Genomic DNA, 12910 nt, shown 5'->3' on the forward strand with positions numbered 1-12910 from the left:
CGATCGCCTATGGTTCTTAACTATATTTGGATTTTTTTCTTCGGTGTAGCCTTTATCGTGGCTCTTTTCAAATTATTGTTTGATGGGGATACGGAGGTTTTTGCGTCCATTGTAAAAGCTACCTTTGATATGTCCAAGACCGGTTTCGAGATATCGTTGGGATTGACGGGGGTGTTGACCTTGTGGATGGGGATCATGAAGATCGGAGAGCGAGGGGGGGCGGTAAAGGTTATGTCGTGGATTATTAATCCTTTTTTCCGGCGTTTATTTCCGGAGTTGCCTCCGGGTAGTCCGGCTTATGGTTCGATTATGATGAATATCGCCGCTAATATGTTAGGACTGGATAATGCGGCTACTCCGTTGGGGCTAAGGGCAATGCAGCAGATGCAGGAGGTTAATTCTCGTAAAGACCGTGCTTCCGATGCTCAAATTATGTTTTTGGTATTGAATACCTCCGGGTTGACCATCATTCCTGTCTCTATCATGGTTTACCGGGCTCAGTTGGGAGCTGCTAATCCGGCGGATATTTTCATCCCGATTCTTTTGGCGACATATGTTTCGACCTTAGTGGGACTTATAGCCGTTGCTTTGTATCAGCGAATTAATTTATTGGACCGGGTGATTATGGCCTACCTGATCGGGGGTAGTGCTTTGGTAGCAGGTATTATATGGTATTTTTCAGGGTTGGATAAAGAGACGTTGACCAAAGTCTCTTCCTTGTCAAGTAATGTGATTTTGTTTTCCATTATTGTCGGTTTTATCGCTATGGGAGCCTGGAAGCGTATCAACGTTTACGATGCTTTTATCGACGGGGCGAAAGAGGGTTTCTCTATTGCCGTAAAAATAATCCCTTATTTAATTGCAATTTTAGTCGCTATCGGTGTCTTCCGCGCTTCGGGTGCAATGGATGCCGTCATGGACGCTTTGAAATGGGGGTGTGAGGCTTGCGGTTTCAATTCTGATTTTGTACCGGCTTTACCTACGGCTTTGATGAAACCGTTGAGCGGAAGCGGGGCACGGGGATTGATGATCGATACTATGAATACTTTTGGGGCGGATTCATTTCCCGGACGATTGGCTTGTGCTTTTCAAGGAGCTACGGATACCACTTTCTATATTATTGCCGTCTATTTTGGGGCCGTGGGTATAAAAAATACCCGTTATGCTATTCCGTGCGGTTTGATTGCAGATTTGGCCGGAGTTGTTGCGGCGATTGTAATGGCTTATATCTTCTTTGCCTGATTTTCTGAAGGTGATGCTGTATTTAAAGGATGCTGTTCCTTTTTTTCCAAGGGGTAAATATTTCCCGTGTAGCTGATCGGGTAGCGTTTTTGATCGTTATAATAGAGATAACAGGTTCCGTCATAACGAATGTCCATGTGTAAAAACAAAATATTGTCTTTGGTTAAAATACTGATTTGATAAGCGATACTCTTTTTATTTCCGCGTGGAAGTATTTTTACTGTTCGAGAAAAAAGAATATAGTTAAATCGAAGAGAATCTTGTCCCGGTCTCGGAACCCAATGACTGCCGTTACCGAAATAGGGCAAGCGCCCGCTGACCAGCGAATCTTGAATCTCTAAATAGCATTGTTCCGGGTCAATGGTGACGTTAGGGCCTTCCGATGGGGTGGCAACAAAGGTTTGTCCCGTTGGAGTAGCTATAAAAAATCGTATCATGAACCGATCGCTATTGACTATTTGAAACGTTTTCTGAAACTCCGCTTCAAACCGGGCACTCCTTTTTTGACCCGAGGAGATGGAGGGAAATGAGTAAAGTAGGATGGCGATAAAAATAAACGGTAAATAATTTTTCATGTGCTCTATTTTTGTCGAATAAGTTGACTTTTTCGTGGTTATCACGAACGAGTTTACGTTTGTAGAAATAAAAAGTTTGATTCAGGATCGTTTTTCATAGCCCGTTCGCATCCTCTGCATATAATTGGCAGATACTAATGAAAACGATTATTTTGAGTCGGAACAGGTAACGATTTTGACATGGCATTTTTGAAAAACGAATGAGAATGGGAAAAAGGATTTTCGGAAAAGGAATAACCGGATATCTGTTTTTACTTCCGGTGATGTTCTTTATGATGTTGTCAGTTGACGTGCAGGCTATACCGTATTTTATAAACGGTACTCTAAACGATACGACGGGATGGGTTGTGACCGGTAAAGTGACGGACGAAGGAGGAAAACCCCTGAAAGGTGCCGTTGTATTTATTAAAGATAAGAACACAGGAGGGCTGACTGATGGTAGGGGGAGGTTTTTTGTAAATGCAGATTCGAACGATATATTGTTATTTTCTTATGTCGGAAAAGAGATGCGGAGCATACCCGTCGCTCGGCAAAAGGTGATGGAAGTCCGTTTATACCGTGCTGTTTGGGTTTTGGAAGATTCTTATCCGGTTGTTTGCGTGAAGGAGAAGACAGACGAGGTATTCGAACCGGTTGAGGTTATGCCGGAGTTTCCCGGTGATGTGTTTGTATGGATTTCAGGACAGATAAAATACCCGGAGAAGGCATACGAGAAGGGGATAGAAGGAGAAGTGCAGATCTCTTTTGCGATCGATAAGAGAGGTAGGGTAAAAAGAGTCAATGTGGTCCAATCGACAGATGTGTTGTTGGAGAGGGAGGCGATACGGGTGGTGAAGGCGATGCCGAGATGGAAACCGGCGAAACAAAACAGAAAAAATGTAGAGATCGAGTGCTTGATTCCTGTAAGTTTTCTTTTAAAATAGGGGGGAGATATTTAAGAAGATATGATTCATTAAAAACGTTGCACGAAACGGCAACGTTTTTTTTCGGGCTTTGAATAGAGTATTGCTTGTTGAGGGTTATTCTGAATATAAGGAAAATCTTCACATTTTTTTGTCTTATCCCGTATCGTGTAGAATCTTTTATTGTGTATTTTTTGGAATAGAAGTATTTCTTTATTATGCTGTTGATGTGATAATATAATGATCTTAAGGCATATAATTGAACGTTTGATTAAAATATACAAAATAAATAATCTGACTATTAAATTTATTGATCTTGAATTGATAAAATGGTTTTGCAGGACAAGTAAATATATATGATAAACTATTGAATTATAGATGTATATGTATCTATATAAAACCTTCGTTTTTTGATCATTACAAATATAGTAAAAAAATTACAAATACAAATAAAATAAATATTTTTTGATAAATCTTCGATTCTTGTATTCAACGTGTTGTCTTTTTTGAGCCAATCATGATGTTTTTCCTATAAAAATGTCATTAAACGAAGGTTTTTTGATAGGTGTATTAAAAATAGTCGTGAGTATAGTCGGATACGAGCTACGATAATGGACGTAGGGGGGATTTGTTTATATTCTAAAGTTAGGTGTCTGTATGCTCTGGGCCTCTTAGGGACGATAGGTTCAGTTTGATGAGAAGATAACTGGTGACTCCGGGGATAAAATCGATTATTCCGAAAAAACAATAATTTCTTTTTAAGTACGTTACTTGTCGACATGAGTTGTCAATAGTATTTATCGTGGAAAAAAGTTTTCTCTTTGGGTAGGAGAGGCTTTATCGAAATCATTTTTACGATCTCCTCAATGCGTCAAGATTACGTGGAATTATTGATAGATCCCGATAAGTAAGAGCTGTGCGTTATTGTATTGATTGTTCAATGCGATAATTATTGTTAACTACAAATGATGTCTAATTAAAAACAAGACTATGAAAAAGACGATTCAATTGATTGTTTTCCTGTTGTTAGCAGGAGTACAACTGTGTTTGGCTCAAAAGCGTGAGGTCTCGGGTACGGTGACCGATGCTGCTGACGGATCTCCGCTGCCGGGGGTTACGGTTGTTGTAAAAGGAACGAATGTCGGGACATCGACCGATGTTAAGGGACATTACGTTTTAAAAAATGTGGAGGCGGATGCCGTTCTTGTCTTTTCTTTTGTGGGGATGAAAAAACAGGAAATTAATTCCGGAACGCGAAAAGTGATCGATGTGAAGATGGAGCAGGAGACGGAGCGCCTGGAGCAGGTGGTCGTAACCGCTTTAGGTATCAAACGTCAGAAACGAGATTTGGGATACTCGACGGTAAATGTGACTAACCGGGAACTGGTTAAGGCTCGCGCTTTGAATGTGGCTGTCGGGTTACAAGGAAAAGTACCCGGGTTAAATATCACGGGTTTGAACAGTAGCGTGTTCGAGGATGTGAAGATCAATCTGCGAGGAATACGTTCGTTGACCGGTGACAATAACCCGATGTTATTGTTGGATGGTGTTCCGGTGGCTTTAGGTTTCCTATCCTCTTTAAATCCGAACGATATAGAGAGTGTAAATGTATTGAAGGGAACCTCTGCTGCTGCTATTTATGGTCCTGATGCCCGTAACGGGGTAATCGTTGTGACGACAAAAGTAGGTGCCGAGGGTGCTAAGCCGGAGATTACGATCAGTAACTCGACTCAATTTAGCCAAGTCTCCATGTTTCCCAAATTTCAAACGGAGTTCGGAAGCGGAGGATACGGTGATTATATTCCTTACGAGAATTGGTCTTACGGACCGGCTTACGACGGCTCGGAAGTCGTGTTGGGAGAGACGTTGCCGGATGGTAGTGTACAGAAGGTGAAGTATTCCCCGATAAAGAATAATCGACGGAAGTTTTTTAAAACGGGAATGACCATGCAAAACGATGTTTCTTACCTGGCTAAAGATTTTTTCCTGAGTGTACAGGATGCGCTCATCAAGGGGGTGGTTCCGAACGACCGCAACCGGAGAACGGGTATTCGTCTCAATGCTTCCAAAACCTATAAAATTTTTACAGTTAATTTTAATTCGAATTACATCCAGTCTAATTATGACGTGTTTGATGATACGGCTATGAGTGATTATTACTCTGCCAATAACGTGGGGTTGAATGACGGTTTGATGAACCTGATTTTTTCCACGCAGGCTCATGTGCCGCTGACTTCTTACAAAGATTACAAGAACAATGCGTTCGCCACTTACGATAATTACTACAATCGGTACGGGATAAATCCTTATATTGCGTTAGATACCTGGAGAAGAAAAGGAAAAAAGCAGGATTTGATTACCAGTATAGACTTTAAATTGTCACCTACCGGCTGGTGGGATATCAATTATCGAGCAGCCATGACTTACCGGACGGAGCAATATAAAGTCAAGACCCTGCTCCGAACGGTGACGGAATATGGAGAACATCGGGGAATATCGACTATCCCCCAGCGGGTGGAGGATTACTCTTATGTACAGAATAGGCTCTCTTCCGAATTGTATATGAATTTTCATAAAACTCTCGGAGATTTTAAGGGTAACCTATTGGTGGGAACTTACGTTCGCGATGTGGATACGAAGAGTATGAACATGATCGGAGACAGGTTAATTGTTGAAGATCTGTTTAATGTTTCCGCAAGGCCGGGAGAATTGACGGGAGGATCCGACAAATACAGGGTGCGGATGCTTTCGTTTTACGGAAGTTTGACGTTGAATTATAAAAATTTCGTCAACTTGGAAGTTACAGGGCGTAACGATAAGACCTCAGTGCTCGATCCGAAACACAACAGTTTCTTTTATCCGGGTGTGAGTGCTTCGGTTGTATTGACCGATGCTATTCCCGCTATAAAGTCTGACGTATTCAACTTCTTTAAATTGCGGGCTTCGTGGAATAAAACCGGTAATGCCGACATCGATCCCTATTTGTTAAGTGCTACTTCGGCTCAAATCTTGGGGTTCCCCTATGCCGGACTTCCCGGATACTCGATTAATTCGACCTCTTATGATCCTTTGTTGAAGCCGGAGTTTGTAAAGAGTATAGAATTCGGTTTTGAAGCGAGTCTTTTGGATAACCGGGTTACGCTGGATATGACCTACTATAACCAGAAGAACACGAACCAAATCGTACGGGTGAGAGTTCCCCGTTCTACCGGTTATAGTTTTGCCTATTTGAATGCTGCTTCTTTTAAAAATTTCGGTTTTGAGGCGCAATTAAAATTAACGCCGCTCGTTCGGTTTGGGGAATGGGACTTTAACTTAGGTACGAGCTTTACTTATAACGATAGTAAGGTCCTTTCCATTTTCGGGGATTTGGAGGAGTTGTCCGTCGGTGGATTCTATGCGGCCAGTAATCAAGCTGTCGTGGGTAAACCTGCTTTCGTGTTCAGTGCGAAAGATTATCAGCGAGATCCAGAGGGACGGGTGATTGTGGATGCCGGGACCGGATTGCCGAAAGTTGACGAAACCAATAAAATATTCGGCAGGACAATGCCGAAATACATTATGGGGCTGAATCCGACGATCACCTGGAGAGGATTGACGATCTCCGCTACTTTTGAGTATAAAGGCGGATATTATGCCTTTAATATGATCGGTGCCGATATGGCATGGACGGGAGTCTCCGAAAGGACAGGGGCCAATCACAGGGAACGCTTCGTTTTCCCGAACTCGGTCTACGAGGATCCCAAAAATCCGGGGAAATATATACCGAATGAGAATGTGACAATCACGGATGTGAATGATTTTTGGACGGGAGATAACTACCGGACGGTAGGAACGAACTTCCTGACAAGTGCCGATTCTTGGCGTTTTCGGGAATTTTCGATCTCTTACGATCTTCCACAGTCACTTATCGGAAAACAAAACGTGATCAAAGGCGTCACGATTGCTTTCACCGGACGGAATTTGGCCCTTTGGTTACCGAAGTCCAATGTGTATGGAGATCCTGATTTTCAAGGAAGTTATTTTAGTGATCAGAGAAATGTTTCCGGAGTGGGAGATGCTACTGTGAATCCCCCGACCCGGAGTTTTGGAGGAACAATTACGGTTAAATTTTAAATTAAACGGATATGAAGAAGATACAAATACATATGATTATTCCTTTTGTTATGCTCTTAATAGTAGGGTGTGGCGAGAGTTATTTCGATATCAATCAGAATCCGAACAGTGCGGCGGAAGCAAATATGACACCAAACCTGATACTACCCAGTGCCATGAATCGGGTTGGGGTTTTGACAGCCGCTACCCAGCCGAGTACGGATTACACCCAATTGAACGGAGCGAACGGAAATTATCAGCAATGGATGGGATATTATGCCCGTTGTGCCGGGACTTACGGTCCGAACACGGATCTTGAGGCATTCCAGCTTTCGGCAACTTTTAACCAAGGAGTTTGGCACGATTGGATGGATGTACTGAAAGATTTCGACGTGATGGAGAAAAGTGCTGTTGCCCGGGGGGAAAAGGCTTACGAAGCGATTGCCAAGATCATGAAAGCCATAGGTTTTATGACGTTGGTCGATCAGTACAATAATATTCCTTATACTCATTGTTTCGACATCACAAATTACATGTTAACTCCTTACGACAAAGCGGAGGATATCTATAAGGATTTATTGGAACAATTAGCGAAAGCAGACGAACTGTTGAAGACAGCCGAACAGGGAGAGAATTACGATATCGGGCGTGCGGATGTCGTTTTCAAGGGCGATTTAAAAATGTGGCGGAAGTTAGGGAACACGCAACGTTTGCGGATGCTTATGCATGAGGCTGATTTTCTTGGGGCTGCCGCTTTGAAAACGGAAGCGGACAAAATAGTGGCCAACGGGGCGGGTTTTCTTGGAGAGGGAGAGACTGCAGCCGCTCATTTGACCTATTCGGCGGATAAGGGAAAACAAAATCCTTTCTGGAATACTTATAGAGAAAATGATCAAGGGGTTGCGGATGCTTTCTTCCGGGCCAATAATTTCTTTCTGAATCTTTTACGGGATAATGGGGACATCCGGTATACCTATTTTTACTCGAAAGCTAAAACTCCCACGGGAGGAGAGTATTACATCGGTTTCGATTTCGGGGTGGTGGACAATAGCCTGCCTGATGGAGCCCACTCTTCTATGGTTTCCGGTCCGGGTATCGCTAAATCGGTCGATATGCCGCAATGGTTTTTACCCTCTTTCGAGAGCCTTTTCTTGCAGGCGGAAGCTATCCAACGGGGAGCCCTCGCCGGGGATGCTCAAAAAGTTTACGAGAAGGCCGTAACCGAATCTTTCGTGTGGTTAGGGGTGGAAGATGCCGCGGAAGTAGCCGACAAATACCTGCATCCCACGGAACCGACCGATACTAAGTTTGCGGAGTGGGACAGCCATCCGGATAAATTGCGATTGATCTATTTGCAAAAGTATATTGCCATGTACGGAATCAACGGGGCGGAATCCTGGACGGATTACCGGAGAACAGGGGTTCCCGATATCCCTCGTTCCAAGCATCCGAGTGTGGGAAATAATCGTATTCCCTATCGTTTGATTTACCCGACTACCGAATACCAGTTCAATAACAAGAATGCAACGGCTCAGGGAACTATTAATCCCCAGGCAAATAAGATATTTTGGGATAAAAATTAATGTTTAAATATTGGATTATGAAAAAGATACATGTATTGATATGGATGATGTCGGTGATTTCATTGGGATTGACTTCCTGCTTGAAAGACGACAGGATCGATGATCTTGAATATGGCATCAGGCCGGAGGATCTTTCCACGAAAAAGATCATCGAGATACCGGCCGATGCGGACCATATGAAATCTATAGCTATTTTGGCTGTGGGGGCCGAACAGGAGATTACGATCGGGGAAGTGAGATTAGCGGCCGAGAAGCCGGCCGGGGAAGATATCGAAGTGGTATTGAAAAAATCCGTACAGGGAGATTTGATACCCGAGGGAGAAGAGTTGTTTCCGTTGGATAAGATCACTCTTCCGACGTCTGTGGTGATCCCGAAAGGAGAACGAGCCGTACCTTTAACAGCAAAGATAAAGACAGAAGCTCTGCAGGCTAATGGCAGTTATCTGGTGATAGAAATAGAGTCCGTGAAGCAGCCGGGTTATACGATAAGCGGAAATTTTGGAAATCTGTTATTGGCTTTGAAAGTACGTAGTCCGTACGAGGGTAAATACAAGTATGAAATGGAGGGGGATTTTGCTCCTCCGGCAAGTACGGAAGTTTACCTGGAAACGGTTAGTCCTACCCGGTTGTCGGCCGGTGGATTATTTGGTGGTAAGTTCTCGAATAAAGTATATTACGAGATCGATCCGACAACGAACAAGGTAACTCTTGACGTCGACGGACAGGCCACTTCCGTTATCTCGGGAACTTATGATCCGAACAAAAAGTCGTTCACGATCGAGTGGAATATTTTAGGAGGAAGGTACGTGAAGGAGACTTACGCGTTGATACAATAGTAGCAACTTAACCCCTGTTTGTTAGCAAGAGGCCGTTCCCGTTTGTAGACGGGGCGGCCTCTTCGTTGTTTTATCTTTACTATTTTTCATGATTATTAACCTTTGCCCGCTTCGACGAAATACATCTCTTCTATGTTCAGGTGCTTCCGGGCTGCTTGAAGAAGGTCCTCCGAGGTGCATTTTTTCATACGGTCGATCATTCTCAAGTAAAAAGTATTGTCCGTATCGTAATTCAATTTGTGTTTCAGAGCATCGGATTGGGCGAAAACACCGTCTAATTCCCGAAGCAGCTCCCCGTGAAAATAACTTTTAACAAGATCCAATTCTTCGGCCGGAATGGGTTCTTGCTGTAAACGGAGTATCTCTTTACGGACTTCAGTAATTGTAGCTTCTGCATAATCGGCATTGACATCGGTGGCGATGTTCCAATAAGAAGCGTTTTTCATACTGACATTAAATGAACTGATGCTATAGGTAAAGCCTTTCTCTTCCCGGATATTGGACATCAGGCGGGAACCGAAATAACCGCCTAAAACCATGTTGAGTAACTGAAAATCGGTATAATCTTCTTCCGTGAGCCTGACCCCTTTTTTGCCGACCCGGATACTGGTTTGCACGGCATCCGGTTTACGGATACGGTATTGTCCGGTAGGCTGGCTTTGGATGTCGAATGCCGGTTCTACGTCCGGAACGGGAGATTGTAGTATGGAAAATTGTTTTTCGACCTCTTGTAAGACGGACGTACTCACATTGCCGGAAAGAAAAATACGGCAGTTCAGGGCACTTACCCGTTTTTGATAAAAATCCAAGAGCCGGGGGCGGGTCACTTGGTCGAAATCTTCTCGGGTAAAATGATTAGCGTAAGGATGTTGTTCTCCGAAAAACAAGCGAAGAAACTCCATACGAGCCAGATAGGAGGTTTTTTCCAAGTTGACCAAATATTGTTGCTTTTTGTTGCGAAGGTAGACTTCCAATTCGTGTTCCGGGAAGGTACTGTCAGCAATCATCTCGGCTACCATTCCGATGGTCTTGTCCGCGTATTTGTTTAAGGAGATCAGGCTGATTTCCGACTTATGCAATCCGCAGTTGTAATCCACGTAAGCCCCGTGATAGTCGAAAAATTCGGCTATCATTTCGGAAGAATGGGAGCGAGTTCCTTCGTTTAACAAATGGAGCATAGTGGAAGCGATGATCGGTCGGGGTTGGAAATAAGCCCCGACAGGTAGAACGACATCCATTTTGAATACCTCTTGTTGAGGGTCGTTCATGTAAATGATTTCTACTCCGTTGGAGAGGATTCTTTTTTGATAATTCAGGACGGAAGGTTTGGTCAAGGCTTCCAGTTGGGGAGGTTGGTTGCGGTTCATACGGATTGAATTGTATAGATGATTGTTCTGTATTTTATTTCAGGTACCATAGGGTAGAACTGTTTGCAGGCGTAAATAGCTGTTGCGCCGTATTTTTTATCATTTCCCGGGTTATTTTTATATACCGGTTGCGCTCTGTATTGATCAGGTCGATATCTCCGAGGTACTCGAAAAATGCCAAGTTGGCAGACTTCCCCTGGTAGTTGATTTCGCTGTAAGAGATACGGGCATCGGTCTTATTGATGACTTTCTGAAGCTCTCTTTCCGATACGTTCTCCTGAATAAAACGATCGATCTCGTTTTGGATGGCCTGTTCTCCCTCTTCGATTTTCACGCCCTCCGATAGTTTTCCGGAAAAGATGAAGAGACCGGGATCCATGTCGCCTGTCACGTAAGCATCTATTTCTGAAAAAAGCTTGCTGTTTTTTATTAAGTTGACGTATAGACGGGAGGATTGTCCGTTGGACAGGATATCCGAAATAATATCACAGGCGTAAAAATTATCCGAATAGCGGTCGCCCATGTGGAATACCTTATACAGGGCATCCGCGGGAACTTTATTGTGCTCGCAGATCAATTGCCGGGCTTCCGTCTGTTCGGGTTCCGGAGATAACCTGTTTTTTACGGTATGGGAGGGAGGGATATCTCCGAACCATTTCTTCACCAACTCCAAAGCCCGAGATTCTTTTATATTTCCGCTGATACTGATAATGGCATTGTCCGGAGCATAGAAACGATGGAAGAAATCTTCGACTTCTGCTAAAGTCGCTTCTTCGATGTGTTCGATTTTTTTGCCTATGGTAGGCCATCGGTAAGGATGGACTTTGTAAGCCAACGGTCTCAATTTTAACCAAATATCCCCGTAAGGATTATTCAGGTAACGTTGTTTGAATTCTTCGATTACCACGTTTCGTTGTACATCGAGGGATTTTTGGGAAAAGTTAAGACTGAACATCCGGTCCGACTCCAGCCAAAGGGCTGTTTCTATGTTGGCTGCAGGGATGGTGATGTAATAATTGGTATAGTCGTTATTGGTGAATGCGTTACTGTCTCCTCCGGCTTTCTGCACATGATAGTCGTAATCGGGAACGTGAGCGGATCCGCCGAACATCAGGTGTTCGAAAAGATGGGCGAATCCGGTTCTGTTCGGATCTTCATCTTTTGCACCAACTTTGTACAGTATGTTTACGGAAACGAAAGGAGTTCCGGTATCCGTGTTACAGATAACCGTCAGTCCGTTATCCAATATATGTCGGGAATAGTGAATCATCGTTTTTCTGTCGCGTATTAAATAGATAGTTTTTCTATATTTTTCAATGCTTGTTCGTAGGCGGTAACGATATCGGTAATAATGTTTTCCGCACTCTCTTCCCGTTGTAGCATGGAAGAGATTTGACCTATTTCCAGTTCTCCTTCTTCCATATCTCCTTCGAAAATACCTTTTTTAGCCCGGCCTTTTCCTAAAACCGTTTTCAATGTTTCGGCATCGGCTCCTTTATCTTCCAGTTCTTTGATGTGTTCGTAAAATGCATTCTTTATCAGGCGGGTAGGAGCTAATTTTTTTAATGCCAGCATGGTATCGCCTTCTTCGAGTTCGTAAACTTTCTGTTTGAAATTCGCGTGGGCCGAAGATTCTGCGGCCACGGCAAAACGACTGCCGATTTGTACTCCTTCAGCTCCTAAAACCATTGCGGCCAGCATCGACTCTCCGGAGGAGATGCCGCCTGCTGCAATGACCGGAAGAGAACAATGTTTAACCACGTTAGGTATTAGGGTCAAAGTGGTAGTCTCTTCCCGTCCGTTATGTCCTCCGGCCTCAAACCCTTCCGCCACGACTGCATCCACTCCGGCCTCTTCGCTTTTCCGGGCGAAAACGGCACTACTGACAACGTGGACAACCGTGATCCCGTGAGATTTCAATAAGGGAGTCCACTTTTTAGGACTTCCGGCAGAGGTAAAAATGATCTTTACCTCTTCCTTAATGATAAGATCAATGAGTTTCTCCATTTCCGGATAGAGCAAAGGAATATTGATACCCCAAGGTTTGTCCGTGGCTTGTTTCATTTTGCGTATGTGTTCCAAGAGAGTTTCCGGATGCATGGAACCCGCTCCGAGCAGACCTAATCCGCCATTGTTGCTTACGGCGGAGGCCAGCTTCCATCCGCTGCACCATACCATACCGCCCTGAATGATCGGGTATTTTATGTCGAAGAGAGTCGTTATTCTGTTTGCCATGTTTTATTCTTTATTTTTGGTTTTATCTATTCATATCGTATGCATGCAAAAATAGTTTTTATTTTGGTATAATAC

General features: G+C 43.6%; 9 protein-coding genes. 5 read left to right on the plus strand and 4 right to left on the minus strand.

Annotated features, from left to right (window positions below):
- Positions 1-9 precede the first annotated feature (9 nt).
- Positions 10-1242, plus strand: a complete 1233-nt coding sequence (locus PGR74_RS06350) for a nucleoside recognition domain-containing protein (protein WP_041504292.1) — start codon at positions 10-12, stop codon at positions 1240-1242.
- Here the strand turns inward: PGR74_RS06350 and PGR74_RS06355 are convergent.
- Positions 1224-1817 (minus strand): DUF4251 domain-containing protein, encoded by a 594-nt coding sequence (locus PGR74_RS06355; protein WP_041505114.1) that lies wholly within the window; start codon positions 1815-1817, stop codon positions 1224-1226. The two genes, PGR74_RS06350 and PGR74_RS06355, sit on opposite strands and share 19 nt — an antisense overlap.
- 206 nt (positions 1818-2023) lie before the next feature.
- On the opposite strand from PGR74_RS06355, the gene PGR74_RS06360 reads away from it, so the two are divergent.
- The 4 genes from PGR74_RS06360 (at position 2024) to PGR74_RS06375 (ending at position 9233) form a co-directional block, all read left to right on the plus strand.
- Positions 2024-2740 carry an energy transducer TonB gene (locus PGR74_RS06360; protein ID WP_052634811.1) on the plus strand — a complete coding sequence of 239 codons (717 nt, stop codon included), beginning with the start codon at positions 2024-2026 and terminating at the stop codon, positions 2738-2740.
- A gap of 969 nt (positions 2741-3709) precedes the next feature.
- On the plus strand, positions 3710-6835 hold the full coding sequence (locus tag PGR74_RS06365) for a SusC/RagA family TonB-linked outer membrane protein (protein WP_041505115.1): 3126 nt from the start codon (positions 3710-3712) through the stop codon (positions 6833-6835).
- Between the two features lie 11 nt (positions 6836-6846).
- Positions 6847-8397 carry a SusD/RagB family nutrient-binding outer membrane lipoprotein gene (locus tag PGR74_RS06370; RefSeq protein WP_041504295.1) on the plus strand — a complete coding sequence of 517 codons (1551 nt, stop codon included), beginning with the start codon at positions 6847-6849 and terminating at the stop codon, positions 8395-8397.
- A 17-nt stretch (positions 8398-8414) separates the two neighbouring features.
- Positions 8415-9233, plus strand: coding sequence for a DUF7015 domain-containing protein (locus tag PGR74_RS06375; RefSeq protein ID WP_146216444.1), 819 nt, complete (start codon positions 8415-8417; stop codon positions 9231-9233).
- Positions 9234-9328: 95 nt separating this feature from the next.
- On the opposite strand, the gene PGR74_RS06380 is transcribed toward PGR74_RS06375, so the two are convergent.
- Genes PGR74_RS06380 through PGR74_RS06390 form a run of 3 tightly spaced genes read right to left on the minus strand, consistent with a single transcriptional unit; the run spans position 9329 to position 12835 of the window.
- Complete coding sequence (locus PGR74_RS06380) at positions 9329-10600, minus strand: M16 family metallopeptidase (protein WP_041505116.1); 1272 nt, start codon at positions 10598-10600, stop codon at positions 9329-9331.
- 34 nt (positions 10601-10634) lie between these two features.
- Positions 10635-11870, minus strand: a complete 1236-nt coding sequence (locus PGR74_RS06385; RefSeq protein ID WP_041504298.1) for a M16 family metallopeptidase — start codon at positions 11868-11870, stop codon at positions 10635-10637.
- 17 nt (positions 11871-11887) lie between these two features.
- Complete coding sequence (locus PGR74_RS06390) at positions 11888-12835, minus strand: NAD(P)H-dependent flavin oxidoreductase (RefSeq protein WP_041504299.1); 948 nt, start codon at positions 12833-12835, stop codon at positions 11888-11890.
- Between the last annotated feature and the right edge of the window lie 75 nt (positions 12836-12910).

Source organism: Sanguibacteroides sp. AM78-02pH3A (genome assembly GCF_027666085.1).
In the GTDB taxonomy this organism is placed as follows: domain Bacteria; phylum Bacteroidota; class Bacteroidia; order Bacteroidales; family Marinifilaceae; genus Gabonibacter; species Gabonibacter massiliensis.

What these genes read in the sequence shown, in the direction of transcription:
- PGR74_RS06350 (WP_041504292.1), top strand. Translation starts at nt 10, where the DNA reads ATGGTTCTTAACTATATTTGGATTTTTTTCTTCGGTGTAGCCTTTATC.
- PGR74_RS06355 (WP_041505114.1), bottom strand. Translation starts at nt 1,817, where the DNA reads ATGAAAAATTATTTACCGTTTATTTTTATCGCCATCCTACTTTACTCA.
- PGR74_RS06360 (WP_052634811.1), top strand. Translation starts at nt 2,024, where the DNA reads ATGGGAAAAAGGATTTTCGGAAAAGGAATAACCGGATATCTGTTTTTA.
- PGR74_RS06365 (WP_041505115.1), top strand. Translation starts at nt 3,710, where the DNA reads ATGAAAAAGACGATTCAATTGATTGTTTTCCTGTTGTTAGCAGGAGTA.
- PGR74_RS06370 (WP_041504295.1), top strand. Translation starts at nt 6,847, where the DNA reads ATGAAGAAGATACAAATACATATGATTATTCCTTTTGTTATGCTCTTA.
- PGR74_RS06375 (WP_146216444.1), top strand. Translation starts at nt 8,415, where the DNA reads ATGAAAAAGATACATGTATTGATATGGATGATGTCGGTGATTTCATTG.
- PGR74_RS06380 (WP_041505116.1), bottom strand. Translation starts at nt 10,600, where the DNA reads ATGAACCGCAACCAACCTCCCCAACTGGAAGCCTTGACCAAACCTTCC.
- PGR74_RS06385 (WP_041504298.1), bottom strand. Translation starts at nt 11,870, where the DNA reads ATGATTCACTATTCCCGACATATATTGGATAACGGACTGACGGTTATC.
- PGR74_RS06390 (WP_041504299.1), bottom strand. Translation starts at nt 12,835, where the DNA reads ATGGCAAACAGAATAACGACTCTCTTCGACATAAAATACCCGATCATT.